The 26,719-nt window shown below is 73.0% G+C and carries 25 protein-coding genes and 2 pseudogenes; 13 read left to right on the top strand and 14 right to left on the bottom strand.

Annotated features, from left to right (window positions below):
• Together ACWC24_RS02855 and ACWC24_RS02850 are read left to right on the top strand one after the other, a co-directional pair.
• On the top strand, nucleotides 1-97 hold a 97-nt coding region (locus tag ACWC24_RS02855; RefSeq protein ID WP_446447315.1), incomplete at its 5' end, for an aggregation-promoting factor C-terminal-like domain-containing protein.
• A gap of 126 nt (nucleotides 98-223) precedes the next feature.
• Nucleotides 224-913: a YoaK family protein gene (locus ACWC24_RS02850; protein ID WP_450661009.1), complete on the top strand. Its 690-nt coding sequence runs from the start codon at nucleotides 224-226 to the stop codon at nucleotides 911-913.
• A 27-nt stretch (nucleotides 914-940) separates the two neighbouring features.
• On the opposite strand, the gene ACWC24_RS02845 is transcribed toward ACWC24_RS02850, so the two are convergent.
• Complete coding sequence (locus ACWC24_RS02845; RefSeq protein WP_450661008.1) at nucleotides 941-2,176, bottom strand: cytochrome P450; 1,236 nt, start codon at nucleotides 2,174-2,176, stop codon at nucleotides 941-943.
• Nucleotides 2,177-2,369: 193 nt separating this feature from the next.
• Between ACWC24_RS02845 and ACWC24_RS02840 the strand changes: the two genes are divergently transcribed.
• Nucleotides 2,370-3,539 (top strand): steroid 3-ketoacyl-CoA thiolase, encoded by a 1,170-nt coding sequence (locus ACWC24_RS02840; RefSeq protein WP_450661007.1) that lies wholly within the window; start codon nucleotides 2,370-2,372, stop codon nucleotides 3,537-3,539.
• Here the strand turns inward: ACWC24_RS02840 and ACWC24_RS02835 are convergent.
• Together ACWC24_RS02835 and ACWC24_RS02830 are read right to left on the bottom strand one after the other, a co-directional pair.
• The gene (locus ACWC24_RS02835) at nucleotides 3,523-3,801 is read right to left on the bottom strand and encodes a DUF397 domain-containing protein (protein ID WP_450661006.1); all 279 of its coding nucleotides are present in this window, start codon (nucleotides 3,799-3,801) and stop codon (nucleotides 3,523-3,525) included. The two genes, ACWC24_RS02840 and ACWC24_RS02835, sit on opposite strands and share 17 nt — an antisense overlap.
• Nucleotides 3,761-4,609: a helix-turn-helix domain-containing protein gene (locus ACWC24_RS02830; RefSeq protein WP_450661005.1), complete on the bottom strand. Its 849-nt coding sequence runs from the start codon at nucleotides 4,607-4,609 to the stop codon at nucleotides 3,761-3,763. Before ACWC24_RS02830 ends, ACWC24_RS02835 begins: the two co-directional genes overlap by 41 nt.
• A gap of 92 nt (nucleotides 4,610-4,701) precedes the next feature.
• Between ACWC24_RS02830 and ACWC24_RS02825 the strand changes: the two genes are divergently transcribed.
• The 4 genes from ACWC24_RS02825 (at nucleotide 4,702) to ACWC24_RS02810 (ending at nucleotide 7,843) form a co-directional block, all read left to right on the top strand.
• On the top strand, nucleotides 4,702-5,133 hold the full coding sequence (locus tag ACWC24_RS02825; protein ID WP_450661004.1) for an ATP-binding protein: 432 nt from the start codon (nucleotides 4,702-4,704) through the stop codon (nucleotides 5,131-5,133).
• Between the two features lie 29 nt (nucleotides 5,134-5,162).
• Entirely contained in the window at nucleotides 5,163-5,315 is a 153-nt protein-coding gene (locus ACWC24_RS02820) for a hypothetical protein (RefSeq protein WP_450661003.1), read from the top strand.
• A 249-nt stretch (nucleotides 5,316-5,564) separates the two neighbouring features.
• The gene (proP, locus tag ACWC24_RS02815; RefSeq protein ID WP_450661002.1) at nucleotides 5,565-6,938 is read left to right on the top strand and encodes a glycine betaine/L-proline transporter ProP; all 1,374 of its coding nucleotides are present in this window, start codon (nucleotides 5,565-5,567) and stop codon (nucleotides 6,936-6,938) included.
• Nucleotides 6,939-7,153: 215 nt separating this feature from the next.
• Entirely contained in the window at nucleotides 7,154-7,843 is a 690-nt protein-coding gene (locus ACWC24_RS02810) for an O-methyltransferase (protein ID WP_450661001.1), read from the top strand.
• Between the two features lie 47 nt (nucleotides 7,844-7,890).
• Here ACWC24_RS02810 and ACWC24_RS02805 read toward each other — a convergent pair whose 3' ends face one another.
• The gene (locus tag ACWC24_RS02805; protein WP_162469481.1) at nucleotides 7,891-8,283 is read right to left on the bottom strand and encodes an FHA domain-containing protein; all 393 of its coding nucleotides are present in this window, start codon (nucleotides 8,281-8,283) and stop codon (nucleotides 7,891-7,893) included.
• A 100-nt stretch (nucleotides 8,284-8,383) separates the two neighbouring features.
• On the opposite strand from ACWC24_RS02805, the pseudogene ACWC24_RS02800 reads away from it, so the two are divergent.
• A pseudogene (locus ACWC24_RS02800) lies at nucleotides 8,384-8,803 on the top strand (DnaJ family domain-containing protein); the annotation flags it as partial.
• Between the two features lie 132 nt (nucleotides 8,804-8,935).
• On the opposite strand, the gene ACWC24_RS02795 reads toward ACWC24_RS02800, so the two are convergent.
• Together ACWC24_RS02795 and ACWC24_RS02790 are read right to left on the bottom strand one after the other, a co-directional pair.
• Nucleotides 8,936-9,661, bottom strand: coding sequence for a hypothetical protein (locus ACWC24_RS02795; protein WP_450661000.1), 726 nt, complete (start codon nucleotides 9,659-9,661; stop codon nucleotides 8,936-8,938).
• Nucleotides 9,662-9,666: 5 nt separating this feature from the next.
• Complete coding sequence (locus ACWC24_RS02790) at nucleotides 9,667-10,350, bottom strand: hypothetical protein (protein ID WP_450660999.1); 684 nt, start codon at nucleotides 10,348-10,350, stop codon at nucleotides 9,667-9,669.
• Nucleotides 10,351-10,534: 184 nt separating this feature from the next.
• Between ACWC24_RS02790 and ACWC24_RS02785 the strand changes: the two are divergent.
• Nucleotides 10,535-11,020, top strand: a pseudogene (locus tag ACWC24_RS02785) (GNAT family N-acetyltransferase); the annotation flags it as partial.
• Nucleotides 11,021-11,503: 483 nt separating this feature from the next.
• Here ACWC24_RS02785 and ACWC24_RS02780 read toward each other — a convergent pair.
• Complete coding sequence (locus ACWC24_RS02780; protein ID WP_450660998.1) at nucleotides 11,504-13,561, bottom strand: DHA2 family efflux MFS transporter permease subunit; 2,058 nt, start codon at nucleotides 13,559-13,561, stop codon at nucleotides 11,504-11,506.
• Nucleotides 13,562-13,864: 303 nt separating this feature from the next.
• Between ACWC24_RS02780 and ACWC24_RS02775 the strand changes: the two genes are divergently transcribed.
• The gene (locus ACWC24_RS02775) at nucleotides 13,865-15,046 is read left to right on the top strand and encodes a peptidoglycan-binding domain-containing protein (RefSeq protein WP_450660997.1); all 1,182 of its coding nucleotides are present in this window, start codon (nucleotides 13,865-13,867) and stop codon (nucleotides 15,044-15,046) included.
• 377 nt (nucleotides 15,047-15,423) lie between these two features.
• Here ACWC24_RS02775 and ACWC24_RS02770 read toward each other — a convergent pair whose 3' ends face one another.
• Both ACWC24_RS02770 and ACWC24_RS02765 read right to left on the bottom strand, forming a co-directional pair.
• A complete protein-coding gene (locus ACWC24_RS02770; RefSeq protein WP_450660996.1) occupies nucleotides 15,424-16,092 on the bottom strand; it encodes an HAD-IA family hydrolase in 669 nt (222 codons plus the stop codon).
• A gap of 224 nt (nucleotides 16,093-16,316) precedes the next feature.
• Nucleotides 16,317-16,898, bottom strand: coding sequence for a TMEM165/GDT1 family protein (locus ACWC24_RS02765; RefSeq protein ID WP_152886163.1), 582 nt, complete (start codon nucleotides 16,896-16,898; stop codon nucleotides 16,317-16,319).
• Between the two features lie 432 nt (nucleotides 16,899-17,330).
• On the opposite strand from ACWC24_RS02765, the gene ACWC24_RS02760 reads away from it, so the two are divergent.
• Nucleotides 17,331-17,975: an HNH endonuclease family protein gene (locus ACWC24_RS02760; RefSeq protein WP_450660995.1), complete on the top strand. Its 645-nt coding sequence runs from the start codon at nucleotides 17,331-17,333 to the stop codon at nucleotides 17,973-17,975.
• A gap of 80 nt (nucleotides 17,976-18,055) precedes the next feature.
• Here the strand turns inward: ACWC24_RS02760 and ACWC24_RS02755 are convergent, their stop codons facing one another.
• From ACWC24_RS02755 to ACWC24_RS02735, 5 genes are all read right to left on the bottom strand, one after another.
• A complete protein-coding gene (locus ACWC24_RS02755) occupies nucleotides 18,056-18,598 on the bottom strand; it encodes a hypothetical protein (protein WP_450660994.1) in 543 nt (180 codons plus the stop codon).
• Nucleotides 18,595-20,076 (bottom strand): ATP-binding protein, encoded by a 1,482-nt coding sequence (locus tag ACWC24_RS02750; RefSeq protein WP_450660993.1) that lies wholly within the window; start codon nucleotides 20,074-20,076, stop codon nucleotides 18,595-18,597. The genes ACWC24_RS02755 and ACWC24_RS02750 overlap by 4 nt, the downstream gene beginning before the upstream one ends.
• A 68-nt stretch (nucleotides 20,077-20,144) precedes the next feature.
• A complete protein-coding gene (locus ACWC24_RS02745) occupies nucleotides 20,145-20,843 on the bottom strand; it encodes a response regulator (protein ID WP_450660992.1) in 699 nt (232 codons plus the stop codon).
• A gap of 162 nt (nucleotides 20,844-21,005) precedes the next feature.
• Nucleotides 21,006-22,838 carry a murein biosynthesis integral membrane protein MurJ gene (gene murJ / locus ACWC24_RS02740; protein WP_450660991.1) on the bottom strand — a complete coding sequence of 611 codons (1,833 nt, stop codon included), beginning with the start codon at nucleotides 22,836-22,838 and terminating at the stop codon, nucleotides 21,006-21,008.
• Nucleotides 22,835-24,019, bottom strand: a complete 1,185-nt coding sequence (locus ACWC24_RS02735; protein ID WP_450660990.1) for a lipid II:glycine glycyltransferase FemX — start codon at nucleotides 24,017-24,019, stop codon at nucleotides 22,835-22,837. The genes murJ and ACWC24_RS02735 overlap by 4 nt, the downstream gene beginning before the upstream one ends.
• A 238-nt stretch (nucleotides 24,020-24,257) precedes the next feature.
• Here ACWC24_RS02735 and ACWC24_RS02730 point away from each other — a divergent pair, with 238 nt between their 5' ends.
• Nucleotides 24,258-25,505, top strand: a complete 1,248-nt coding sequence (locus ACWC24_RS02730) for an Ig-like domain-containing protein (protein WP_450661053.1) — start codon at nucleotides 24,258-24,260, stop codon at nucleotides 25,503-25,505.
• Nucleotides 25,506-25,718: 213 nt separating this feature from the next.
• A complete protein-coding gene (locus ACWC24_RS02725; protein ID WP_450660989.1) occupies nucleotides 25,719-26,336 on the top strand; it encodes a DedA family protein in 618 nt (205 codons plus the stop codon).
• Nucleotides 26,337-26,719: the final 383 nt, after the last annotated feature.

Raw genomic sequence — 26,719 nt, 5'->3', positions numbered from 1 at the left:
CGCCACCCAGATCAAGTGGGGCCTCGACTACATGAACTCCCGCTACGGCAGCCCCGCCCAGGCCTGGGACTTCTGGCAGACCCACCACTGGTACTGAGCCGAACGGCACCCAGCCACCCCCGGCGCGCGACCCAGAGCGCGCCTCCCGCGAAGGCGGCGGCCCCCCACCCCCGGGGCCGCCGCCTTCGGCCGTTTCCCGGCCGGCCCGTGGTCCACTGAGGCGATGACCACGCCGTCCGAGACACCCGCGCCCGACCCCGAGGCGCGCGGCCTGCGCCTGGTGGCCGTGCTGCTGACCCTGACCGTGGTGAGCGGACTGATCGACGCCGTGAGCTATCTCGGTCTCGGCCATGTCTTCACCGCCAACATGACCGGAAACGTCGTCGTCCTGGGCTTCGCCGCCGCCGGGGCGCCGGGCTTCTCGGTGCCGCACACCGCCGCCTCGCTGCTGGCGTTCCTGGCGGGCGCGACGGCCGGCGGGCGGGTCGCACGGCGGCTCGGCGGGGGCTCCCGACGGACCTGGACCCGGCTGATCCTCGCCGCCGAGGCGCTGCTGGTGGGCGCGTCCGCCGCGGTCGCCTTCGCCGCACCGGGCGCCACGGGGACGACGTACACGCTCATCGTGCTCACGGCCTTCGCGATGGGGCTGCGCAACGCGACCGTCCGCAAACTGGGCGTGCCGGACCTGACGACGACCGTCCTGACGATGACCCTGACCGGCCTGGCCTCCGACTCCCGGGCCGGGGGCGGCTCGGGTCACCGCTCACCGCGCCGTACCGCGTCGGTGGTCGCGATGGCGGTGGGCGCGCTGCTCGGCGCGTGGCTGGTGCTGCACCACGGACTGGGTGTCCCGCTGCTGGTCGCGGCGGTGCTGACCGGGGTGCTGGCGCTGGCGGCGTCCGGCCGGGAGTGACGCCGCGCGCCCTTCGCTCCGTACCGCTCAGTCGGCGCTGACCGGCAGTTCCTTCACCCCGTTGATCCAGGCGGAGCGCAGCCGGCGCGGGTCGCCGGTCAGCCGCAGGCCGGGCAGGGCGTCGGCGACGGCGTTGAAGATCAGGTCGATCTCCAGGACGGCCAGGGACTTGCCGAGACAGAAGTGCGGGCCGCCGCCGCCGAACCCGAGGTGGGGGTTGGGGTCGCGGGTGATGTCGAAGACGTCGGGGTGGTCGAAGACCTCGGGGTCGTGGTTGGCGGAGGCGTAGAAGAGGCCGACCCGGTCGCCCTTCCTGATCGTCCTGCCGCCCAGTTCCGTGTCCTGGGTGGCCGTCCGCTGGAAGGAGTTGACCGGGGTGGCCCAGCGCACGATCTCCTCGGCCGCCGTCGCGGGCCGCTCCGCCTTGAACAGTTCCCACTGCTCGGGGTGGGTGAGGAAGGCGTGCATGCCGTGGGTGATGGCGTTGCGGGTGGTCTCGTTCCCTGCGACGGCCAGCATCAGCACGAAGAAGCCGAACTCGTCGGAGCCGAGGTTGCCCTCGTCCTCGGCCGCCACCAGGGTGGTGACGATGTCCTTGGCGGGGCACTGCTTGCGGGCGGCGGCCATGTTCATGGCGTACGCGATGATCTCGGTGGCCGACTCCTGGCCGACCTCCTCGGTGATCGCGTACTCCGGGTCGTCGTAGGCGATCATCCGGTTGGACCAGTCGAAGATCTTGGCCCGGTCCTCCTGCGGGACGCCGATGAGTTCCGCGATGGCCTGGAGGGGCAGTTCGCAGGCGACCTCGGTGACGAAGTCGAAGGTCCCGGTACGGGTGCGCGCGTTCGCCGCGATGGCCTGCGCCCGCGCGCGCAGATTGGCCTCCAGCGCGCGGATGGCGCGCGGGGTGAAGACCCGCTGGAGGATCTGGCGCACCCGGGTGTGCTCGGGCGGGTCCATGTTGAGCAGGATCAGCCGCTGGGCGTCGATCGCGTCGCGCTCGATGTGGTCGTTGAAGCGGATGATCGCGGTGTTGAGGTACGAGGAGAAGATCTCCGGATGCGTGGAAACGTACTTGACGTCCGCGTGCCGGGTGACCGCCCAGTAGCCCTCGTCCTGGAAACCTGCCAGGTTGGACGTCTGCGGGATCCAGCGGACCGGTTCGACCCGGCGCAGCTCGGCGAACTCCGGCAGCGGCACGCGGTGTTGCAGCACATCGGGGTCGGTGAAGTCGAACCCGTCGGGAAGCGCCGGACAGGGCATCGGCAACTCACTCCGTCCATCTGACGGTCCATCAGGAATAGAGCTGCCGCGAAGGTAATAACGGGTTCTACAAGTGGCAAGGGGTACGGCGCCCCGAATCTGCCTGCAAGACCCTTGCGGGGGCGGACGCGTCGTCAGCAGACTGCACACAGAACTAGAACACGTATCAGTTCGGAGGAGAGGACCCGCACCCATGGCCGCCGAACCCGTGATCGTCGAGGCCGTACGCACCCCCATCGGCAAGCGCGGCGGCGCGCTCGCCAATCTGCACCCCGCCTATCTGCTGGGCGAGACGTACCGCGAACTCCTCGGCCGCACCGGCATCCCCGCCGACTGCGTCGAGCAGATCGTCGGCGGCACGGTGACCCACGCCGGCGAGCAGACCATGAACCCCGCGCGCACCGCCTGGCTGACCATGGGCCTGCCCTACGAGACCGCGGCGACGACGGTCGACTGCCAGTGCGGCTCCTCGCAGCAGGCGTCGCACATGACGGCGAACATGATCGCGGCGGGCGTGATCGACGTGGGCATCTCCTGTGGTGTCGAGTCGATGTCGCGAGTGCCGCTCGGCTCCGGCTCGAAGCACGGCCCGGGGAAACCGTTCCCGGACGAGTGGAACGTGGACCTGCCCAACCAGTTCGAGGCGGCCGAGCGCATCGCCCGCCACCGCGGCCTCACCCGGGAGAACGTCGACTCCCTGGGCCTCGCCTCCCAGCAGCGGGCCGCGATCGCCTGGTCCGAGGAGCGGTTCAAGCGGGAGACGTTCGCGGTGCAGGTCCCGACCACGGAGGACGAACAGCGGGCGGGCCAGGGCATGTGGCGCCTGGTGGACAAGGACGAGGGCCTGCGCGACACGACCGCGGAGGGCCTGTCCGCGCTGAAGCCGATCATGCCGACGGCCGTGCACACGGCGGGCAACTCCTCCCAGATCTCCGACGGCGCGGCCGCGATCATGTGGGCGTCCAAGCGCATGGCCCGCGCCCTGAAGCTGAAGCCCAGGGCGCGGATCGTCGCCCAGGCCCTGGTCGGCGCCGACCCGCACTTCCACCTCGACGGCCCCATCGACGCCACGAAGGCGGTCCTGGGCAAAGCGGGCATGACCCTGCGGGACATCGACCTCGTCGAGATCAACGAGGCCTTCGCCTCGGTGGTGTTGAGCTGGGCCCAGGTCTTCGAGCAGGACCTGACGAAGGTCAACGTCAACGGCGGCGCGATCGCCCTGGGCCACCCGGTCGGCGCGACCGGGGCCCGCCTGATCGCCACCGCGCTGCACGAACTGGAGCGCGCGGACAAGGAGTTCGCCCTCGTCACGATGTGCGCGGGCGGCGGCCTGGCGACCGGGACGATCATCCAGCGGCTGTAGCCGCCGACCAGTCCACGAACTCGGCGAACACCGCGGGCCGGAACCCGAGCACCGGTCCCGCGGGGTTCTTCGAGTCGCGAACGGCGACGGTGGCGGAGGTCTCGGCGACCTCGACGCAGTTGCCGCCCTGATCTCCGCTGTAGCTGGACTTACGCCAGGCCAGGGGGCCGATCGGCGCGCACTCCACGCAATCACCGCCCTGGTCACTGCTGTAGCTGGACTTACGCCACTCGATCACTGCCGGAATCGCGTTGCTCGCCATAGCGCTCCTCCATCACGCTCCGGATCAACTCCGCCGAGTCCCGCAGGGAAAGAGCGGCGGCCTGGAGATGATCGTATCGGAGCGAGCAGTCCTTGACGGTGTCCGGATCGGCCGTCGGATGCCCGCTGCCGTATCCCTCCGTGTAGACGATGGTGGGATCGCTCGCGAAGCGGTAGAGGTTGAACGAGCCAGTCAGACCGGCATGCGCCCCGGCCGAGAACGGCAGTACCTGAACGTTAATCCGGGGGGTGCGCTCGAACGACAACAGTCGGTCCAGTTGCCCTGCCATCACCTCCGGTCCGCCGATCTCCTGATAGAGGGCGGCCTCACTGAGAACCAGCCAGAAGACCGGCGGCTCCTCCTTCTCGAAGATGCACTGCCGGGCGAGCCGGACAGCGGTGCGGTCGTCGAGACCGGTCTGGTCGAGCGTGCCCAGCGTGGCACGCGCGTAGGCGTCGGTCTGAAGCAGGCCGTGAACCATGCCCATCTGGAAGGTACTGATCTCGACAGCCCGCACCTCCAACTCGGCCACCTGCTGAAACCAGGCCGGGAGTTGGCTGCGCATCACGAGGGCGACGAGGCGCGACAGCAGCCCGCCCGTCCCCAGTGCCGCGTCCACGCGCTCGCTGAACTCGGGGGTCGGCAGCTTCCTGGCGGTCTCGATCTGGCCGACCAGTGACCCCGTGTAGTTGACGATGTCGCCGAGCTGCCGCTGGGTGAGCCCGGCGGCCTCGCGATGTCGTCGCAGCTCGAAGCCGTAGTAGTCGAGCGGCGAGGCTCCCGGGTCGAGGACGTTGATGTGGGTCACGCGCGGCCCCCTCTGACATAACTCGGTCCACCACGGGACCTGTTGTATCCGTGCGGTAGCCCAGAGTAGTCGGCCGAGGTCAGGCTCGTACCGTGAACGGATTCATTCCCCCCGCCCTCGCGGGTCCGCGTCCGCCCCAGTACCGGATGCGCCTCACCGTCGGTGCGCACTCGGCGCGGCACATCCGCCGGATCGCCCGCTCATGCCTGGCCGAGTGGGGCCTGCCGCACCTGACCGACACCGTGGAGCTGGCCCTGACGGAACTGGTCGCCAACGTCGTACGCCACGTACCGGACAGACGCTGCACGATCGCGCTGCTGCGGCAGCCGGCGGGGGTACGGGTGGAGGTGACGGACGGCAGCGCCCGGCCGCCCCTGCCGCAGGGCGACGTACGGCCGGACGCGGAGAGCGGCCGCGGGCTCGCCCTGCTGGACGCGCTGGTGGACAAGTGGGGCGTGGACCTGACTCCGGAAGACGGCAAGACCGTGTGGTTCGAGTGCGGCACTGGAAGCTCACGCCCCTAGACCTCGCCGGCCCCTCCGGGTCGTTCAACGTGAGGGTGCTGACGGTCAGCCTGGCCCTCGCGGCACTGCTGTACCAGTACGTGGAGCATCCCGCCGAACGGTGGCTGCGCGACCGGTGGGGCCGCTCCTCCGCGCCCCGGGTCAAGCCCGCCGAGAGGGTGCCGACCGCCTCCTCCCGCTGACGGTGCGCGGCAGGTCGAGTCAACACGCCTGAAACAGGGCAAAACGGCCCCATCGGGAGCGACAAGCATCACAGCCGGCACCCGGGAGAAGTCTCCCGGGTGGGGCAGACGTCCCTGCATACGCGGCCTTTAGGTGCATCATGCATCCAATTGCGTACCGGGCGTAAGCGGACCAAAGGCTCGTATGGTCGCCTCCAGGCCACCCCAGGCCGTGTCCCTGTCCCCGTCGAAAGGCAGGCGAGCGAAGCTTTGTCAGCCGTCACCGTCGCCACCCCCCAGGCCCCCAGGGCCATCAGCAGGACCCGTCAGGTCACCACCACCGACCCCGCCCTCGTCCGGCGCGCCGTGAAGGCCGCCGCGCTGGGCAACGCGATGGAGTGGTTCGACTTCGGCGTGTACAGCTACATCGCGGTCACCCTCGGCAAGGTCTTCTTCCCCTCGGGCAACCCGACCGCGCAGTTGCTGTCCACGTTCGGAGCCTTCGCCGCGGCCTTCCTGGTCCGCCCGTTCGGCGGCATGGTCTTCGGCCCGCTCGGCGACCGCATCGGCCGGCAGAAGGTCCTCGCGCTCACCATGATCATGATGGCGGCGGGCACGTTCGCCATCGGCCTGATCCCGTCGTACGGCGCGATCGGCGTCGGCGCTCCCCTGCTGCTCCTGCTGGCCCGCCTGGTGCAGGGCTTCTCGACCGGCGGCGAGTACGCGGGCGCCTCGACCTTCATCGCCGAGTACGCGCCGGACAAGCGGCGCGGCTTCCTGGGCAGCTGGCTGGAGTTCGGCACGCTGGCCGGATACATCGGCGGCGCGGGTCTGGTGACCCTCATGACCGCGCTGCTCTCCTCCACGGACCTGGTGTCCTGGGGCTGGCGGATCCCGTTCCTGATCGCGGGCCCGATGGGCATCGTCGGCCTCTACCTGCGGATGCGCCTGGAGGAGACCCCGGCGTTCCGGGCGGAGGTGGCGAAGTCCGAGGCGAGCCGCCCGAAGGTGCCGCTGCGCGAGATGGTCCTGGGCCAGTGGCGGACGCTGCTGCTGTGCATGGGGCTCGTCATGGTCTTCAACGTCACCGACTACATGCTGCTGTCGTACATGCCGAGCTATCTGACCAGCGAGCTCAAGTACGACGAGACGCACGGCCTGCTGGTCGTGCTGGGCGTGATGGCGCTGATGATGATCGTGCAGCCCTTCGCCGGCGCGCTGACCGACCGGGTCGGCCGCCGTCCGGTGATCGCGGCCGGCTGCGCGGGCTTCCTGGCCCTGTCCGTCCCGGCCGTGCTGCTGATCCGCCAGGGCAGCCTGCTCGCGGTCGGCCTCGGCATGGGCGCGCTCGGCCTGCTCCTGGTCTGCTTCACGGCCTCGATGCCGGCGGCCCTGCCCGCCCTGTTCCCGACGCGGGTCCGCTACGGCTCGCTGTCCATCGGCTTCAACGTGTCGGTGTCGCTCTTCGGCGGCACCACCCCGCTGGTGGTGACCGCCCTCGTCGGCGCGACCGGGAACATGATGATGCCCGCCTACTACCTGATGGCCGCGGCCGTCGTCGGCGGCGTCGCGGTCTGGTACATGACCGAGTCGGCGGGCCGGCCGCTGCCCGGGTCGGCGCCGGCGGTCGAGTCGGCTGCGTGACGGGACGGACTGCGCGACGATGGGAGGGGGCACCGAGGTGGCCCCTCCTGTCTTCGCGTCGGCGTCCCCCCGGGTCCGCCCCCGACCGGCGGACCGGCCGGAAATCGACGGTGGGCAGGGCGACGGGAACTCGTCCGTGACCGCATTCGTCAGCCCACGTGGTCGACGTCTGCGACCGTGGGCATTGCCAAGCAGGGACACGAAAGGCGGAGCGCATGACCGGGTCTCAGCTCTGGGACGACGTCGACTTCTACTTCTCCACCCATCTGGCGCCGGAAGACGAGGTCCTCAAGGCGGCCGTGCGGGACAGCGAGGCCGCCGGGCTCCCGCACATCGCCGTCACCCCGCCCCAGGGCAAGCTGCTGCAACTGCTGGCCGAGATCCAGGGGGCCCGCACCATCCTGGAGATCGGCACGCTCGGGGGCTACAGCACCATCTGGCTGGCCCGCGCGCTCCCGGCCGACGGCCGGCTGATCTCACTGGAGTACAGCGCCCGGCACGCCGAGGTCGCGACCCGCAACATCGCCCGCGCGGGCCTGGAGCGGATCGTCGAGGTGCGGGTCGGCCCGGCCCTGGAGTCGCTGCCCAAGCTCGCCGACGAGAACCCGGCCCCGTTCGACGTCGTCTTCATCGACGCCGACAAGGCCAACAACGCCAACTACGTGGAGTGGGCGCTGCGGCTCACCCGCGCGGGCAGCCTGATCATCGTCGACAACGTCGTACGCGGCGGCCGCGTGATCGACTCGGAGAGCAGCGAGCCGGACGTCGAGGGCACCCGGGCCGCCGTCGAGCTGATGTCCGCCCACCCGCGGCTGAGCGCCACCGCGATCCAGACGGTGGGCAGCAAGGGGTACGACGGTTTCGCGCTGGCCCGGGTGCTGGAGCAGCCCGAGGAGCCCGAGTAGGGCCTGCCGGACAGGCCCTGCGGCCGGCGGCGGGCCCGCCCCCGGGGTTACGCCTCGTGGTAGAAGCCGACGTTGACGCTGCGCGGGCCGGTGCGGTCCCGGATGATGATCTCGCCCGCCCCGCCCCGCGGCAGCTGCACGCTCCCGCCGTACGCGATCGTCTGGGCGTACTCCCCGACGGTCAGCAGCACCTCGGAGGACGGGTCGGGCTGCGAGCCCCGCAGCCACGACACGTGCCAGGTTCCTTCGGGGCCGCACAGGAACTCCAGGTGGACCCGCGAGACGAACAGCCAGTCGTCCGGTGTCGCGAGCCGGCAGACGGAAGCATCCCGGCCCACCCGCAGCACGGCACCGGGATCGCTCGGCGCGTCGGCCATGAGCATGCCGGCCGTGGCACCGACGTCCGCCCCGGAGACGGAGGCCATGGTGAGTTCGAGCACGTGCGCTCCTTCTGGAATGTGCTTGTACGGCGGCCTGGTTGGCGCACCCGCCGCCGCATGATAAATCGCCCGGCGGTACCGCGTCCGGCACAATGGACTCATGACCGAGCGAAAGCCACCGGGGGTCCCGTTCGAGTCCTGGGTCGACAAACAGATCCGTGACGCCCAGGCGCGGGGCGAGTTCGCCCACCTGGCGGGCGCGGGCCGCCCGATGCCGGAGGTCACGGACACGGCGTACGACGAACTGTGGTGGATCAAGCGGAAGATGGCCCGCGAGGGCCTCTCCGTGCTGCCACCCGCGCTGGCACTGCGCAAGGAGGCCGAGGACGCCCTCGTGGCGGCCTACGCGGCGCCCACCGAGCTGATCGTCCGCAGGATCCTCACGGACGTCAACGCGAAGATCCGCGAGATGATGTTCAAGCCGCCGCCCGGCCCCCCGCTGGGCAAGAAGCCGTACGACGTCGAGGAGGTCGTACGGGAGTGGCGGGAGCGCCGGGCGGCGATCGACTCGGGTGGTGCGGGTGGAACGGGCACCACGGGTGGTGCGGGGGCGGCCGGGGGTGCGGAGGCCGGCCGGGCTCCGGGCACTACGGGCGCGGGCGGTGTGGGTGCCCCGCGGGCCGCGGGTGCCTCGGACGACGCGGCGCGCGGGTCACACGCGCAGTAGGCGCTCCGCCAGTTCGCGGTAGTCCCGCAGGGCCAGGCGGAGTTGCTCCGTGTCGGCGCCGACCCGCTGGTCCGTGGACCGTCCCGTGGACTGGTCCGTGGACCGTCCCGAGGACTTCTCGGTCGCCTTGTCCGGGGACTGCCAGGACGTACGCAGCGTCCGGCGCTGCCTGGCCACGGCCTCGGTGAAGCGGGCGGCGACCTCCTCCAGCACCTGGTCGGCCTCCTCCACCGAGCCCCGGGGCTCGTCGACGAACGCGGCGACCGCCTGCCGGAGACGGAGCGCGAGCTTGTCGGACTCCTCGTGCGCGAGGAGCGCGGCGGGACCGGCGGTGTCCGGGGCGCGGTCCGTGGCGGCGGCCCCGGGCGCGGCCGTCGCCGGTGACCCGGCCGACGTGACCGGCTCGGCCGGCCCGGTCGGGCGGTGTCGCTCGGGGGCCTCCGCCGGCCCGGGGGTCCCGGCGGCCGCTTCGGTCGCCCTGCGGGCGGGCGGCGTCACCGGCGTCCCGGCGGCGGCGGGCGTCTGTGTTGTCCTGGGGGCGGCGGGTGCCTTGGTCGTCCCGTCCGTCCCGCGAGCCTCGTCCGTCCTGCGCGCCCCGTCCGTCCCGCGGGTCTCGCCCGTCCTGCGTGCCTCGGGCGGCTCGGGCGGGCCGGACGGCTGCCGCGGGTCGGTGCCCTTGGCCTCGGTCACCGGTCGCTCGGTATCGGCCATGTCATTCAACTCCCCTTCGCTTGACGCCTGGTGAACGCCCACGGGGTGCCGTGGCCGTTGGTTCGGGTCGGGGTGCGCCCGTCGTGCGGCGCCGTCCCGGATCGGCGGTCCGTCTCGCGGCGGCCGTGGCCCTGACGGGCCGGGCCCACCAGTTCGGCGAAGAGGCCGCGGGCCTCGACCAGCGCCTCCCGCATCTCCTCCGTGCCCGCGCCGTCGCCCCCGGCCCTCGCCGGCACGACGACGACCCGGTGCACGCGGCGGTAGCCCTGCACATGGTCGGCATGGTGCACGGAGAGCGCCGCGAGCTGCTCCTCGTACTGCGCGCCGTCCGGGAAGCCGCGGGCGCCGGCCACTTCCGCGATGAGCCGGTCCGCGTCGGCGACCGCGTCCCGCGGCGAGTCGACGAACCGTTCCTGGACGGCCGTCCAGCGCGCCTCGTACCGTTCGCGTTCGGCCGGCTCCAGCGGCCGCTCGCGCAGTCCGCCGTGCCGCTCGACGCGCTCGGTCAACTCCCTTTCGGCCGCCTGCACATCGCCGTCGTATCCGGCCACGGTCCGGTCGTACTCGGGCCCGAAGCGCCGCTTCAGGCCGCCGCCGTGCGTGCCTCGGGCCCGCAGGGCCAGGACGGCCGTCACCGCGACGACGGCCACCACGATCAATATCAGTGCGATCATCACGCCTGTCGACATGGTTGCCTTCCGTGTCTCGGCCCAACGGGCCGGTTCCTGAACCGGGTTACCCGGAAGACACCCCGCAAACGGCGGCCGCGCCGGACCGGCCCCGGGGCGACCGGGTCCGACGGCCCGGTGCGACGGCCCGGCCTCCCGGTATTCGGTTGCGGGCCGGGCGGGCCCGCTGGCGAGAATGTCGGTCATGACCTGGACCGTCGCCCCCGAAGCCGTCGACTCGCCCGTGGCCGCCGCCCTCTGGCGGGCGTACTACACCGAGGTCAGCGATCGCTGGTACCTGCTGCACGAGGGCCGTCGCACCGACCCGGACGAGCTGGAGCGCGAGATCGCCGCGCGCACCGGCGCCGAACTCGCCCCGCCGGTCGGCCGGCTGCTGGTCGCGCGGTACGACGGTGAGCCCGCCGGCAGCGCGGGCGTACGGCTGCTGGAGGCCACGACGGCCGAGCTGACCCGGGTGTTCCTGTATCCGGGGATGCGCGGTCGGGGCGGGGCCGCGCTGCTGGTGTCGGCGGCCGAGGACGCCGCCCGCGCCCTCGGTGCCACACGGCTGGTGCTCGACACCCGCGGCGACCTGGTCGAGGCGCGCGCCCTGTACGCCCGGCTCGGCTACACCGAGACCGGACCGTACAAGGAGGACGAGTACGCCGAGCACTGGTTCCGGAAGCAGCTCGTGGAGCCCTGGGTACCGGGGACGGCCGGGACAGCCGGGACGCCCGGGAGGGCCGAGACGCCCGGGAGGGCCGAGACGCCCGGGAGGGCCGAGACGCCCGGGGAGTCGGGAACGCCCGGGGAGCCGGGGACGCCCGGGAGGGCCAGGACGCCGGGGACGGCCAGGACGGCAGAGAAGCCAGGGACAGCCGGGGCACCCAGGATGCCCGGGAGGGCCGGGAGGGCCGGGAGGGCCGAAACGCCCGGGAAGCTGGGGACGGCCGGGATGGCAGAGAAGCCAGGGACAGCCGGGCCACCCAGGACGCCCGGGGCCGGGAGGGCCGGGGAGCCGGGGACGCCCGGGACGCCGGGGACGCCCGGGGAGCCGGGGACAGCCAGGCCACCCAGGACGCCCGGGAGGGCCGGGACGCCCGGGAGGGCCGGGACGCCCGGGACGCCCGGGACGCCGGGGACGGCCGAGGGCGCGCCGTAAGGAGCCGGGGGCTCAGCTGACGCCCCGGGGCGCCCCGCGGACGACGGGTGCCGCCCCGCTGTGCGGCTGCTCCTGGTCCGAGCCGCACAGTTCGTCGTTGAGTTCCTTGACGAGCTGGATCAGGTCGGTGGGCCGGTCGGGCCCCCACCAGTCGCCGAGCAGCTCGGCCAGCGACTCCTCGCGGGCCTTCGCCAGCCGGTCGGCGACCACGCGCCCCTGCGCGGTCAGGCTGAGGTCGAGGCCCTCGCGGACGGCCAGACGGCGCTCCTCCGTCTGCCGGGCGGCGTCGATGACGACCGTCAGCGGGACCGAGGTGCGCTCGGCGAGCACGCCCGGCTCGACCGAGCCGTACTTCTTCATCCGCAGCAGCAGCCAGCTCGCGGCGGGCAGCAGGTCGTAGCCCGCCCGCTCGGTGATCTTCCGGTAGATCTCGTGCCGTCCCTCGCGGGTGCCGAGCGTGGACAGCGCCCGGCACACCTCGTCGTACGACGAACGCTCGACGGGGTTGGCGGCGAGGGTCTCCGAGAGGTCGGGCGCCGTGACCGAGCCGCGCAGCGGGTCCTCCCTCAGGAACCAGGCCAGGACGAAGCCGAGGAGCGCGACGGGAGCCGCGTAGAGGAAGACGTCGGTGATGGAGGCGGCGAAGGCGTGCAGGGCGGCCGGGCGCAGCGGGGCCGGCAGGGCGGCTATGCCGCGGGGGTCGGCCTGCAGGGAGTCCGCCGAGAGACCGGGCGGCAGATGCGCGCCCCGGAAGGCGTCGGCCAGTTTGTCGGCCAGCCGGCCGGCGAAGATCGAGCCGAAGATGGCGACGCCGAAGGAGGCGCCGATGGAGCGGAAGAAGGTGGCGCCGGAGGTGGCGACGCCGAGATCCTCGTAGGGCACGGCGTTCTGCACGATGAGGACCAGGACCTGCATGACCAGGCCGAGGCCCAGGCCGAAGACGAAGAAGTAGACGCTCATCTCGGCGGTGGAGCTGTTCTCGTCCAGCTGGTGCAGCAGGAGCAGGCCGATGGTGGTGACGCCGGTGCCCGCGACCGGGAACACCTTCCAGCGGCCGGTGCGGCTGACGATCTGCCCGGAGAGCGTCGAGGACAGCAGCATGCCGATCACCATCGGCAGCATGTAGAGGCCGGAGACGGTCGGGGAGATGTGGTGGACGACCTGGAGGAAGGTCGGCAGGTAGGTCATCGCGCCGAACATGGCGAAGCCGACGATGAAGCTGATGACGGCGGCGAGCGTGAAGGTGCGGATGCCGAAGAGTTTGAGCGGGAGCACCGGCTCGGCCGCCCGCCGCTCGACCAGCACGAACGCCACGCCCAGGACCACGCCCAGCACCAGGAGGCCGATGATCTGCGGCGAGGCCCACGGCCAGGTCGTGCCGCCGAGCGAGGCGACCAGCACCAGACAGGTGGCGACGGTGGCGATCAGGAGGGTGCCGAGGTAGTCGATGACGTGCGGAGTGGACTTGCGCGGGATGTGCAGGACGGTCGCGATCACCGCGAGCGCGACGACACCGACCGGCAGGTTGACGTAGAAGACCCAGCGCCAGCTCAGCTGCTCGGTGAACAGCCCGCCCAGCAACGGGCCGAGCACACTGGTCGCGCCGAAGACCGCGCCGAACAGGCCCTGGTAGCGGCCCCGGTCCCGGGGCGGGACGATGTCGCCCACGATCGCCATCGACAGCACCATCAACCCGCCGCCGCCCAGGCCCTGGAGCGCGCGGAAGCCGATCAGCTCCGGCATGTTCTGCGCCATGCCGCACAGCGCCGAGCCGATCAGGAAGATCACGATCGCGGTCTGGAACAGCCTTTTGCGCCCGTACTGGTCGCCCAGTTTTCCCCACAGCGGGGTCGCGGCGGTCGAGGCCAGCAGATACGCCGTGACCACCCAGGACAGGTGCTCCAGGCCGCCGAGATCACTGACGATGGTGGGCAGCGCCGTCGACACGATGGTCTGGTCGAGGGCGGCGAGGAACATGCCGAGCAGCAGGGCGCCGATCGAGACGAGGATGTTGCCGGACACGTGCTGCTGCGCCGCGTCCCCCGTCCTGGCGTGCTCGTCCACGGCCATGGAGACCTCCTGAGGCAATCGTGACCTTTCCATCGTGGTGGGTCTGACCGTTTATGGCCTGTTGAGCCCTGCCGGGGCCCTGTGATCCGGGGGGAGTCCGGTCAATGGCCGCGCGAAGGGTCTGCATAATCTCTGGTGTTCGCATGGGGAGGGAACGAACACGTGGACGAACGTGGGACCGAGGGCACGGCCGGCCCGTACCAGGGTGGGCACGGAGGCGGGCGATGGTGCCCGTGGTGCGGCGAGCCGCGGGCCGCGGACAACACCCCGTCATGCCTGTGCGCCCGGCAGACGGGCGGACACATGGATGAACTGAACGAACCGGACGAACGCGGGACCGGGGGCACGGCCGGTCCGACCCGAGGTGGGCACGGAGGCGGGCGATGGTGCCCGTGGTGCGGCGAGCCGCGGGCCGCGGACAACACCCCGTCGTGCCTGTGCGCCCGGCAGACGGGCGACACACCGCACGACGCGCGCGCGGCGGAGGGCTACGACCCGTCGACGCGAATACGGCCGTACGTCGAACTGGAGGACGATCCGGCCGACCTCGGCCGGCACTCCGCGCACCTCACGCACCCCGAGCACCCCGAGCGGTCCGGGCAGAGCGGGCAGAGCGGGCAACCCGCTGTGGCACCGGACGACTCGGCGCAGAAGTCCGCGGCCGTGCCGCCGGCCGGCCCGGACGTCACCACGACCCTGCGCCGGGTCAAGGCGGCCCGGGGGCTGCCCACGCCCCTCGCGCCGCCGCCGGGCACGCCGGACGCCGACGACCTGAGCCTGTTCGAGGGGGCGCAGCGGGAGCCGCGGGCGGAGGCGTCCGCGTTCGACGTGACGTACGACACCCGGTACGACACCCCGGCGCCGCGGGCCGGGCGCCGTCGCCGCGCGGTACTGCTCGGGGCGGGTGCGGTCGTGGCGGTGGCGGCAGCGGCCGGTCTCACCGGCGGGCTGTTCTCCTCCGACACGCCCGCACAGGAGGCCGCGGCCTCGGCCGACGTACGGGTGGCCGCGCCGGACGCCTCGGCCGACGGGTCCGGCGCGGACTCCGCCGACGCGACCGCGGACTCCGCGCAGCCGTCGACGTCCGCTTCACCGTCCGCGTCGTCGTCGCCGAGCGAGAGCGCCTCGGCGACGCCGTCGGAGTCGGAGTCGGAATCCGCGCCCAGCGCCTCCGCCTCGTCGTCCCGCCCGGCCGAGCCGACCGCGACCGCGACGAGCACCGGCACGACGGCCTCCCCGACGCCCGGGGGCGGCGGTCAGAGTGCGGCCCCGGTCCTGCGCCTCGGCGACCGCGGCCCGGAGGTGGCCGAACTCCAGCAGCGGCTGCAGCAGCTGCGCCTCTACAACGGCAGGATCGACGGCCGGTTCAGCAACCGTGTCGACTACGCCCTGCGCACCTACCAGTGGGCCAGGGGTGTGCGCAGCGACGCGCCGGGCGTGTACGGCGCGGAGACCCGGGCGATGCTGGAGGCGGAGACCTCGTAGCCGTGACCGGACGCCCGTGGGCGCGCACGGTCGCGCTCGCGGGTGCTCGGCGTCACAGGGCGGGTGCACGGCGTCGCGGGCACGGGTTCGCGGCGGCGCGCCCGCGGGTGCACGACCTCGCGGGGGCGAGCACACGGCCTCGCGGGGACGAACCACATGGCGTCGCCACTGCGGGCGCCTGCGCGGACACCGGCGCGGGCGTCCGTACGGGCACGTGACCGGCATCCGGGGGCCCGTGCGCGGCGGCAGGCAGTCCCCGCGCCCGACAGGGCACCGGACCGCCTGGCACGGCAGCCACAGGGGCCACAGAGGCCGCAGAGGCCGCAGCGGGCCAGGGGCACGACACCGCGCCCGCCCGAGGCTCCGGCGGACAGCCCCTAGCCGATGTGCAGCCGCACCGTTCCGTCGCCCGCCGGCTCCACCCGTATCTGCGTGAGGTCCCGCACGACCACGTCGGGCGCGTGCAGTCCCGCCCTCGGCCCGACGCCCACGACCTGCATCCCCGCGGCGCGTCCCGCGGCGATCCCGGCGCCGGAGTCCTCGAAGACCACGCAGTCGGCGGGGGCGATCCCGAGCTCGGCGGCACCCTTCAGGAAGCCCTCGGGGTCCGGCTTGCTCACCGCGACGGACTCGGCGGTGATCCGGACGTCGGGCAGTGCCAGCCCGGCCGCCGCCATCCGTGCCGTGGACAGGGCGACGTCCGCCGACGTCACCAGCGCGTGCGGCACCCCGCTCAGGGCGGCGAGGAACTCCGGTGCCCCGGGCACCGGCACGACGCCGTCCATGTCGGCCGTCTCCGCGGCGAGCATCCAGGCGTTCTCCGCGTGGTTCTGCTCCATGGGCCGGTCGGGCAGCAGCAGGGCCATCGACGCGTACCCCTGCCGCCCGTGGACGACCTTCATGACCTCGTCGCCGTCCAGCCCGTGCCGGTCGGCCCAGCCGCGCCAGACGCGGTTCACGACGGCGTCCGAGTTGACGAGGGTGCCGTCCATGTCCAGCAGGAAGGCACGGACGGTGAGAACGGTGGGTGCGGCGGTGGCCGTCATCGGCAGACTCCAAGCATGGGGGGACAAGGCGGCCCCGCTCGCCGGTCAGGGAAAACGAGCGGGGACCACTTTGTTTCTCTACGGTACAAAAGAACTCGCGGTTCGCGCCACCGGCCGGCGCGGCGTTCATCCGATGTTCAGCCGGACCGGGGTCGCGGCCGGGGCAGGACCGGGCCGGGGCCGCACCCCCGACCGGGACCGGTCCGGGGTGCGGGAGCCGGGGCTCAGCCCGCGATCGCCTCCCAGAGGCTCCACGCCCCGAGCGCCACCATCAGCAGCGCCGCGACCTTGGTGATGAGCGCCAGCGGAACCCGCTTCATCAGGGCCTTTCCGCCCACGATGCCGAGTCCGGCGACCGCCCAGAGCGCGAGCACCGCGCCGAGGCCGACGGAGAGCGGGTCGTCGTAACGGGCCGCGAGGTTCGCGGTCATGATCTGGGTGAGATCACCGAACTCGGCGGCCAGGATCAGCATGAAGCCGGCTCCGGCGACCTTCCAGAACGACTGGTTCTCCGGCTTGCGGATCTCCTCCTCGCCGTCGTCCTTCTTCATCAGCAGCACCGCGGCGCCGCCCAGGAAGAGCACACCCGTCAGCGCGTGCACGATCTGCTGGGGCAGCAGCGTCAGCACACTGCCCGCCGCGACGGCGAGCACGACGTGCAGGGTGAACGCGGCGGCGACACCGGCGAAGACGTACGAGGCGCGGTAACGGGTGCCGAGGACGAGGCCGGCGAGGGCGGTCTTGTCCGGCAGTTCGGCCAGGAAGACGATGCCGAAGACGAGTGCCGTCACGGTAAGGCTGATCAAGGTTCCTCAATCGGTCGGGGCTGCCCCGCCGAGAGTGCTGCGCTCTGCTTCACGACACCTCGGCACGGCAGCACACAGGACCCGCACCGACGGGTACGGGTGTGCACTGCTTGCCGAAGGTCTCGCTGGCCGGACCCGTTGCCGAGGCCTGCCTCCGGGCGCCGGCTCAGACGAGCTGAGCAGTATGTCGACGGTCCGGCGAAGAGCTACTCCCCTTCTGCTCCGACCATCGTACGCGACGCCCCCGCCGGCCCCCAGGGACGAAAGTCCCGCGACCCGGCGGTCCACAGCCCGGGGAAAGTTTCGTCGTAAACCTTGTCATGTCATGCACGCGTCATTATTTTCTAACCGCGCACTTACCTCACGGCTACACGACGCCGCGAGCATTCGTTCGCCCGTACTCCAACACCCCCACACACCAAGGGAGTTCGCATGCCTAAGGTCTACGCGCGTCGACGGCTGAGCATACTCGCGGCCTTCACCGGACTGATAGCCCTGGCCGGTGTTTTCAACGGCCCGACCGCCTCCGCCGCCCTCCCCACCCCGGTCAGCGCCGCCACGGCCCGCACCTACCTCGCCTCGCTCACCGTGGCGACCGAGAACCGTACCGGCTACTCCCGGGACCTGTTCCCGACCTGGATCACCATCAGCGGGACCTGCAACACCCGTGAGTACATCCTCAAGCGCGACGGCTCCAACGTCACCACCGACTCCGCCTGTGTCGCCACCGGCGGCAGCTGGTACTCCGTGTACGACGGCGCCACCTGGACCGCCGCCTCCGACGTCGACATCGACCACCTCGTCCCGCTGGCCGAGGCCTGGGACTCCGGCGCGAGCGCCTGGACCACGGCCCAGCGCCAGGCCTTCGCCAACGACGTGACGCGCCCGCAGCTCCTCGCCGTCACGGACAACGTCAACCAGTCCAAGGGCGACAAGGACCCGGCCGAGTGGATGCCCCCGCTCAGCTCGTACGCCTGCACGTACGTCCGCGCCTGGGTGCAGGTGAAGTACTACTACAACCTCAAGATCGACTCCGCCGAGAAGACCAAGCTGACCTCGGTGCTCAACGGCTGCTGAGCAGGCCGCCTCCGCCCCTCCCCGGCTTCCCGTGCGGCACGGGACGCCGGGGAGGGGCGTCCGCCCGCGGGCCGGGCCGGTCAGCAGCGGGCCGCCGGGAGGACGCCGTCGTCGCCGACGAGGGTGACCTTCGCGGTGCCGTCCCCGTCCTGCGCGTAGGCGGCCGTGCACACCAGCTGGCGCCGCGCGCCCGTCGACAGGGGCCGCACGTCCAGCGAGAGCCGGACGATCAGCATGCCGGGGGCCGACTTCACCTCCGCCCCGGCGCCGACGACCGGCGGCAGGTCCGTGTGCAGTCCGGCCGAGCGCTCGTCGTCGGAGGGGCCGGAGGACAGCATGGCGAGGGTCTTCGGGAGCGACACCGGCGCGTCGTCCGTCGGGTCGTCCGGCGGGAAGGACCGCACCGCCGGAGTCAGCCCGCCGTCCGGGGCCAGGAAGAAGAGGACCACCCGCTTGCCGATCTCGGGATAGACCGCGACGGTGGCCGGTCCGCCCGCCTCGACGACGTCCGTCGCCTGTACTCCGCAGCCGGTGAGCAGGGCGGACGCCGCGCCCCAGCCCGCGACGGCACGTCCCACGCGCGAGCGCGTGCCCGCGGCCCCGCCCGGACCCGTCCGGCTCATGCCGTCGCCTCCCGGCCCGTCAGGGGTATCTCCACGGTGAAGACGGCGCCGCCGTGCGGGCCGTTCGCGGCGCGGATCGTGCCGCCGTGCAGCCGTACGTTCTCCAGGGTGATGGCCAGGCCCAGGCCGCTGCCCGCCGAACGGCCGCGGGCCGCGTCCGCCTTGTAGAAGCGGTCGAAGATGTGCGGCAGCGCGTCGGCGGGGACGCCGGGACCCGCGTCCACGACCTCGGTGACGAGCCGGGCGGGCAGCGGGCCCGCACCGGGCTCCCCGGCGTCGTACGGCTCGGTGCGCAGCCGCACCACGACGGGCGCGCCGCCGTGTCGCAGCGCGTTGCCGACGAGGTTGGCGACGACGAGGTCGAAGCGCCGGGGGTCGATCCGGGCCCGGATGCCGTCGGGCAGCTCCGTGACGATCTCGCCGGGGTCGGTCCAGCGGCGGCTCGCCAGGGTCTTGCGGATGGTCTGGGCGATGTCGACCTCGTCGGTGTTCAGCTCGGCGGCCCGGGCGTCGAACCGGGAGATCTCCATCAGGTCCTCGACGAGGACCGCCAGCTTGCCCGTCTCCGCGCTGATCAGCCGGACCGCGGCGGCGGTGTCCGGAGCGAGCCGGGCCGCGTCCTCGTCGAGCACCTCGGTGACGGCCAGCATCCCGGCCAGCGGGGTGCGCAGTTCGTGCGAGACGTCGGAGGCGAAGCGGCGGGCGCGGGCCTCCGCCGCCCGCAGTTCGCCGACGGTCCGCTCCAGTTCGGCGGCGGTCTCGTTGAACGTGCCCGCCAGATCAGCCAGTTCGTCGCCGCCCCGGACCTGGATACGGGTGTCCAGGCGCCCGTCGCCCATCCGGCGGGCGGCGGTGCTCAGTTCACGCACCGGGCGCAGCACGCTGCGCGCCGACAGCAGGGCGGGCAGGAGCGCCACCGCGAGACCGGGTACGGCGCCGTCGCGGGCGGCGGTGAGCATGGCCCGGACGTTGGTCTCCTCGTCGGTCAGCGGCATCACGGCGTACAGGATGAGCCCGGTGGGGCGCACGGTCCCGCCGACGCGGAAGACGGTCGGGACGGCCACGGTCAGCCAGGGGGTGCCGTGCTTGTCGACCCGCTGGAAGCTGCCGCGCGCATGGGCGTGCGCGGCGCGCCGCAGTTCGGGGGTGATCACGCTGGAGACCGGCTCGTAGGCCGAGGAGATCCGCAGCGAGCCGTACTCGGCGAACACCACCCAGGGGTGGGGGTTGCCCTGCCGGGCGAGGCGGCGCAACTGCGCCTGGAACACCTTGGGGTCGACGGGCAGCGGGGTGCCCAGTTCCTGGACCCGCTCGCGGAAGGCGGACACCGCGGTGTCCTGGGCCTGCTGGAGGATCGCGGTGCGGGCCTCGCGGTAGGTGAGGGCCGCGGTGGTCCCGGCGCTGACCGCGGCGACCAGCAGGAAGGCGAGCACCAGGCGGGTGCGCAGCCCGATGAGGGTCCTGCGGCGTCTCACCACCGGGTCACCGGGGCGGTGCCGGGCCGACCGTCCTCGTCGGCGCGCGGGCCGGGGCCTGGCATCGCGGCTCAACTCCGTTCGGTGTGCGGGAACGGTCCGAAGCGATAGCCGAAGCCGCGCAGGGTCTGGATGTAGCGGGGCTCGCCCGGCACGTCCTCGATCTTGTGGCGCAGGCGTCGTACACAGGCGTCGACCAGTCGCGCGTCGCCGTGGTAGCTGTGCTCCCAGACCTGTTCGAGCAGTTGCTGCCGGCTGAAGACCTGCTCGGGCGCGGCCGTCAGGTACAGCAGCAGCTTGAGCTCGGAGGGGGCGAGCGCCACGCGCTGCCCGGCCTTGGCGACGGTCAGCCCGGCACGGTCGACGGTGAGGTCGCCGTGCGTCTCCACCGTGGAGCGTCCGCCCGGCTCGTCGATGCGGCGCAGCACGGCCCGGATGCGGGCCTCGATGACCTCCGTACGGGCGGGTTTGACGATGTAGTCGTCGGCGCCCGCCTCCAGTCCGACCACCACGTCGAAGTCGTCGCCGCGGGCGGTGAGCATGATGATCGGCAACTGTCCGGCCTCGCGCACCCGGCGGCAGACCTGGACGCCGTTGATGCCGGGCAGCATGAGGTCGAGGAGCAGCAGGTCGGGCCGGAATCCGCCGATGGCCTCGAGCCCGGCCTCGCCGGTGGCGGCGCTGCGCACCTCGTGCCCGCGGCGGCGCAGGCCGAGTTCGATGCCTTCGCGGACGGCGGCGTCGTCTTCGATGAGCAGGACACGTGGCATGTGCGGAGTATTCCATTCGATCAAGCGGCTTACCTGGGAGATCAGATGACGGACGCGGGAGGTCAAGTGGTTGTTCCGGGCGGCCGGGTGGCCGCCCGGCAACACCAAGCGGCCCGTGTGACTCCCGGGTTGACCGGCGACAGTTCCCGCCTGTCCCCCGCGTCAGCCCCGGCGGCGCCGCGGCCAAGGCACCGCCCGCAGCGCGGCCTCCAGTTCGGTCAGGCGCAGCGGGCGGGCCAGCAGGGCGAAGACCGCCAGGACGGCCGCCGTACCGGCCGCCGCCGACACCGGCGGGCCGAGGAAGGCCGTGCGCCCGGCCGCCGCGTGGCCGAGCAGGGCGGCCGGGACCGCGGCCGTCACCAGCCTGGCCAGGCCGGCCGCGGCCGGGGAGCGCCACGGCGCGCGCCGGACGGCGGTCCCCGCCCGGAGCCTGCGGTCGAGGACGCGGGCGGTGACCGCCCACCCCACGAACAGGGCCGCCGAGTACGCCCCGGCCATTCCGGTGACCGCCCAGCGGACGGGCAGCAGCGCGCAGGCGGCCGCGGACAGGCCCGCGTTGAGCCCGGCGATCACCAGGTTGAGCAGGAAGGGCGTACGGGTGTCGGAGAGCGCGTAGAAGGCGCGGGAGAGGACGTACTGCCCGGAGAAGGCGATCAGTCCGGGCGCGAAGGCCGCCAGCGCCCCCGCCATGACCGCGATGTCGTCCGCGCCGGTCCTGCCGTACTGGAAGGCGACCGCCATGACCGGCCCGGCCGCGGCGAGGAGCACGCAGGCAGCGGGCACGACGGCGGCCGAGGTGCTGCGCAGGGCGTACGAGACGTCCCGGCGCAGCCCGGCCGTGTCGCCGTCGGCCGCCCTGCGGCTCATGCCCGGCATCAGCGCGGTGACCAGGGAGACGGTCACGATGCCGTGCGGGACGGCCCACAGCAGATACGCGTTGCCGTAGGCGCTGAACCCGGCGCCGCCGTCGATCCCTTGGGCCGCCGCGCGCTGCCCGGCCGAGGTCGCGAGCCGGGTCACCAGCCAGTAGGCGAGCTGGTTGGTGAGGACGAGCAGGACCAGCCAGCCGGCCGAGCGCAGCGGCCGGGACAGCCCGCTGCCCCGCCAGTCGAAGCGGGGCCGCCAGCGGAAGCGGGCCGCGCGCAGGGACGGCAGCAGGGCCAGCGCCTGGACGACGATCCCGGCCGTGGTGCCCCAGCCGAGCAGCGCGGTCTCGTCGGGGGTGAGCGGGTGGCCGTCCACGACGGTGGCCAGGTACAGGCCGAAGACGGCGATGACGACCACGTTGTTGAGCACCGGGGTCCACATCATGGCGCCGAACCGGCCCCGGGCGTTCAGCACCTGCCCCAGCAGGGTGAACAGACCGAGGAAGAAGATCTGGGGCAGACAGGAGCGGGCGAAGGCCACCGTCGTCGCCGCCTGCGCGCCCGTGTAGTCGGTGTAGGCCGCCACCAGGGCGGGCGCGGCGAGCACCGCCCCGGCCGTGATCAGCACCAGCGCGGCCGTGCAGGCGGTGAGCAGCCGGTCGGTGTAGGCGGCTCCGCCGTCCGCGTGCTCCTTGGCGGCCTTGACGAGTTCGGGGACGAAGACGGCGTTGAGCGCGCCGCCGAGGAGCAGCGTGTAGACGATGTTGGGGACGGTGTTGCCGACCGCGTAGCCGTCGGCGGCCAGTCCCGCGCCGAGCGCGGCGGCCACCACGGCGGAGCGTACGAAGCCGGTGGCACGGGAGACGAGGGACCCGGCGGCCATGACCGCGCCGCTGCGCAGGACCGAGCCGGGACGGCGGGCCGGCCGCTCAGGCGTGTCCTTCGTGTCCCTCGTGTCGTGCGGGTCGGCCGGGTCCGCGGTGCCGATCGAGTCGGTCGGGTCCGCCGGGCCGGTCGAGTCGGTCGGGTCCGCCGGGCCGGTCTGGCCCGCCGGGTCCGTCGGGTCGGTCCCGTCGGCGGGGCCGGGGCCGGAGTCGTCCGGGGCGGTCCGGGGCGGGGCGGCGCTCATCGCCGGGCCAGGTACATCTGGAACGCGCGGTACAGCGTGTGGTTGGCGGGACCGTTCAAGGGTGTCTCCCATTCCCCCAGCGTCTCGGCGACCTGTCCTCCGGTGCCGAGCTTCCATCGCAGCAACCCGTACGAACGTTCGTCGGGGTCGAGCGTGGAGGGTATACCGCGCATGTCGTAGACGTCCGCGCCACGGGCGTGGGCGTCGAGGATCATCTGCCACTGGAGCGCGTTGGAGGGGCGGACCTCGCGCCGGTGGTCGGCGGAGGCCCCGGTCTGGTACCAGACCCGCCGGCCCACGGTGATCATCGTGTGGGCGGCCAGGATCTCGCCCTCGTGGCGGGCGAGGTAGAGCCGCATCCGGCCGGGCTCCTCGGCGTTGAGGGCCGCGTACTGGCGCTCGTAGTACGCGAGCGAGCGGCCGAGGCGGAAGCCGTCGCGTTCCTCGGTGACCCTCAGCAGCCGGTAAAAAGCCGGGAGTTCGGCAACTCCGCCCACCTCGACCTGCACGCCCGATCTGTGCGCCCGGCGGATGTTGCGCCGCCACTCCTGGTTGAGTCCGGACCACAGGTCGTCGGTGGTGCGTCCGGCCAGCGGCACCCGGAAGACATAGCGGGGCTGGGCGTCCCCGTCGTCGCCCCCGTCGCCGCACCGCCGCCAGCCGCGGGCGCGCAGCCGCTCGGCCACGGCGGTGCCCAACGGGTCGACCTCGCAGTCGAGCAGGTCGGACAGGCGTCGGCCGGGTCCGGTCCCGGCCTTGAGCGCGGCGGCGGTCCACCGGCGGTGGGCGGGCGAGGGCCCGATGCGCACGGCGAACGCGCCCAGGGCGCGCAGCTGGCCGAGCAGCGGGGAGAGCCAGTCGTCGAGGTCCGGATCGGTCCAGTCGGCGACCGGCCCCTCGGGCAGATAGGCGAAATACCGTCGGGTGCCCGGGAACTGACGGAGCAGCACCAGCGCCACGCCGCTCAGCCGCCCCGCGCCGGAGCCGGACCGCGGTCCCCAGCCGAGCAGTTGGGACCGCCAGCCGTCCTTCACCGTCGCCCAGGACGGGCACTGGAGAAAGCCCGGAGCCAGGGCGGCTCCGGTGCCGGACGCGAGAAAGGCGCGGTACGCCTCGGCGGAGACGGGGCCCAGCCACGTCTGCCGCTGTCCGCGTCCTGCCGTCACGAGCAGCGCTGACACTGCGCCTCCTCGGGAGCCGTGGATGTCGGGTGGGAACCGGGCCGTTCGGCTCGGAACGCCAGGAAGATTCACAGCCGTCCGTGACCGTTGCGAGCGGCGTATGTGACGGGACGACGACCGTTCCTCGGCAACCGCCGTCACACGGCCCGCACGCCGTCGCACAGCGCTTTTCGCGCCCTAGGGTCCCGTTCGTTCCCGGTGTGCTTCGACTCCCACGGAGGTATTTCCGTTGAGCCAGATACGTGACGCGGTCCGCAGTGGCCGGACCCGGCGCGCGGCCCGCGGCGGTCCGGTCCGCTCCCGCGCCGCCGCTGCCGGGGCGGTCGCCGCCCTGCTGACCGCGGCCCTGACCGCCTGTTCGTCCGACGGTACGACGGCCGCCGGCGCGGGCGCGGGCGCGGGCGGCGGGAGCGCGCACGGCGGGACGGTCACCGTCACCGTGACACCGGACGGCACCAGGGCGAAGGCGGGCAGGCCGGTCGTGGTCACCGCCCACGGCGGCTCCCTCACCTCGGTCACCGTCAGCGACTCCCACGGCGGCACGCTCGGCGGGACCCTGTCGGACGGCGGCCGGACCTGGACCTCGCAGCGCAACGCCGTGCCCGGCGCCTCCTACACCGTCGAGGCGGACACCCGGGCGCAGGACGGCACCACGGGGACCCGGCGGGCGTCCTTCGGCACGGCCGCCCCCGGCCGGGTCAACAAGGTGGACTGGCGGCCCGGCGACACCACGACCGTCGGCGTGGCCCAGCCGATCTCGCTGGTCTTCGACCACCCCGTGCGCGACAGGGCCGCGGTGGAGCGGCAGTTGAAGGTCACCACCTCGAACGGCACCGAGGGCTCCTGGGGCTGGCTGAAGGACTGGTCGGGCAAGGACCGGGTCGACTGGCGGCCCCGGGAGTACTGGCGTCCCGGCACCGAGGTGACCCTGGACGCCCGGCTGAACGGCACCGACTCGGGGCCGGACGGCGGCTGGTTCGTCCGCGACTACCGGCTCGGCTTCACCGTCGGCGCACGGCAGGTGTTCAAGGTCGACCTCGACAGCAAGCGGCTCACCGTGGAACGCGACGGCCACGACGTACGGACCTTCCCGGTGTCCGGCGGCGCCCCCGGCCCCGAGACGGGCTCCTGGCGCGGCACCGAGGTGGTGCTGGCGAAGGAGGGCACGATCCGGATGAACTCCGAGACGGTCGGCCTCGGCGACGCCTACGACCAGAAGGTCGACTACGCGGTACGGCTGACCTGGTCGGGCACCTACGCGCACGCCGCTCCGTGGAACGCCGCCTACTTCGGCGTGGCCAACAAGAGCCACGGCTGCATCGGCATGAGCGACGCGGACGCCCGATGGCTCTACGAACGGGTCCGTGTGGGCGACCCGTTCGAGGTGAAGGGCGCGCAGACCAAGGGGGCGGTGGCGCCGAACAACGGTCTCGGCGACTGGAACGTCGACTGGGAGCACTGGCGCACGCTGAGCGCCCTGCGCTGACCGCGCACGGGCCCTGGAACCAGGGGCGTACATCCCCTTTGCCGGTTGCGGGCGATGCGTGCCGTGCATGCCCTTATCGAAAATCCACCCGCCCCACCTGGAACTCCTGTCACACTTCCGGCGTACGCTGTATGGCTGTCATGGCCGCCCCTGCCGCACCACCGCGACCTCGCGGCGCGGCAGGGCCACGGGGGGAATAGCAGGGAGTTTGCGGTGCTGGAGGTTGTGGGGGCGCTGACGGGCAGTCCATGGATATACGCCATGGTGGCCGTATCGGTCCTCTTCGATGTGTTCGTGCCGGTACTGCCGAGCGGCGTCCTGGTGATCACGGCCGCCACGGCGGCGGCCGCGGGCTCGGGCGCGGCCGTGGCCGGGGAGGTGCCCGCCCGTGTCCCCGACATCCTGTTCCTGATCCTCTCCGCCGCCACCGCCTCGGTCCTCGGCGACATGGCGGCCTACCGGCTGGCCTGGCGCGGAGGTGAGCGTCTGGACCGGGCGATCGCCCGGTCGCGCCGGCTGCGCGTCGCGCAGGAGCGGCTCGGCGCGGCCCTCGCCCGGGGTGGCGGCGCCCTGGTCGTGCTGGCCCGCTTCGCCCCGGCCGGCCGCTCGGTCGTCTCGCTGGGCGCGGGGGCCGCTCGCCGTCGCGTCCGCGACTTCCTGCCCTGGTCCGCGCTGGCCGGTCTCTCCTGGGCCGTCTACAGCGTCGCGCTCGGCTACTTCGGCGCGCAGTGGCTGGGCGCCACCTGGCTGGCCACGGGCGTGTCGGTACTGGCGCTGTTCGGGGCCGGCTCCGGAGCCGCGCTCCTGATGCGCCGCCGGCCGGCGCCGTAGGGCCCGGGGCGCCCGGATCCCGCGCCTGATCCGCCCCGTCCTCGCGCCCGTCCCGATCGCGCGTCCGACACGCGCACGAGCCGGGCGCACGCACACGTCCGGCCCATCCACGCGCCCAGCGCACGCGCGGGCCGGCCCGGGCACACACGTGCGCCCCATGCGCGCGCGGGACACACACGGGCCAGGCGCAGGCACGCGCCCGGCCCACGCACGCGTCCGGCACACGCGTGCCCAGCGCCCGCGCGCGGGACACACACGTGCCGGGCGCAGGCACGCGCGCGGGACACACACGTGCCGGGCGCAGGCACGCGCGCGGCACACGTACGGGCCGGCTCGAACGCACACGCTCAGCGCACGCACGGACCTGTTCGGACGCACGCACA

The organism is Streptomyces sp. NPDC001443 (genome assembly GCF_053597355.1).
The sequence above is the reverse complement of the archived record's forward strand: the minus strand, read 5'-3'. Positions and strand labels throughout refer to the sequence as shown.

Coding starts and splice junctions, on each gene's coding strand:
- ACWC24_RS02850 (WP_450661009.1), top strand. CDS start 224: ATGACCACGCCGTCCGAGACACCCGCGCCCGACCCCGAGGCGCGCGGC.
- ACWC24_RS02845 (WP_450661008.1), bottom strand. CDS start 2,176: ATGCCCTGTCCGGCGCTTCCCGACGGGTTCGACTTCACCGACCCCGAT.
- ACWC24_RS02840 (WP_450661007.1), top strand. CDS start 2,370: ATGGCCGCCGAACCCGTGATCGTCGAGGCCGTACGCACCCCCATCGGC.
- ACWC24_RS02835 (WP_450661006.1), bottom strand. CDS start 3,801: ATGGCGAGCAACGCGATTCCGGCAGTGATCGAGTGGCGTAAGTCCAGC.
- ACWC24_RS02810 (WP_450661001.1), top strand. CDS start 7,154: ATGACCGGGTCTCAGCTCTGGGACGACGTCGACTTCTACTTCTCCACC.
- ACWC24_RS02795 (WP_450661000.1), bottom strand. CDS start 9,661: ATGGCCGATACCGAGCGACCGGTGACCGAGGCCAAGGGCACCGACCCG.
- ACWC24_RS02790 (WP_450660999.1), bottom strand. CDS start 10,350: ATGTCGACAGGCGTGATGATCGCACTGATATTGATCGTGGTGGCCGTC.
- ACWC24_RS02780 (WP_450660998.1), bottom strand. CDS start 13,561: ATGGCCGTGGACGAGCACGCCAGGACGGGGGACGCGGCGCAGCAGCAC.
- ACWC24_RS02775 (WP_450660997.1), top strand. CDS start 13,865: ATGGATGAACTGAACGAACCGGACGAACGCGGGACCGGGGGCACGGCC.
- ACWC24_RS02770 (WP_450660996.1), bottom strand. CDS start 16,092: ATGACGGCCACCGCCGCACCCACCGTTCTCACCGTCCGTGCCTTCCTG.
- ACWC24_RS02760 (WP_450660995.1), top strand. CDS start 17,331: ATGCCTAAGGTCTACGCGCGTCGACGGCTGAGCATACTCGCGGCCTTC.
- ACWC24_RS02755 (WP_450660994.1), bottom strand. CDS start 18,598: ATGAGCCGGACGGGTCCGGGCGGGGCCGCGGGCACGCGCTCGCGCGTG.
- ACWC24_RS02745 (WP_450660992.1), bottom strand. CDS start 20,843: ATGCCACGTGTCCTGCTCATCGAAGACGACGCCGCCGTCCGCGAAGGC.
- murJ (WP_450660991.1), bottom strand. CDS start 22,838: ATGAGCGCCGCCCCGCCCCGGACCGCCCCGGACGACTCCGGCCCCGGC.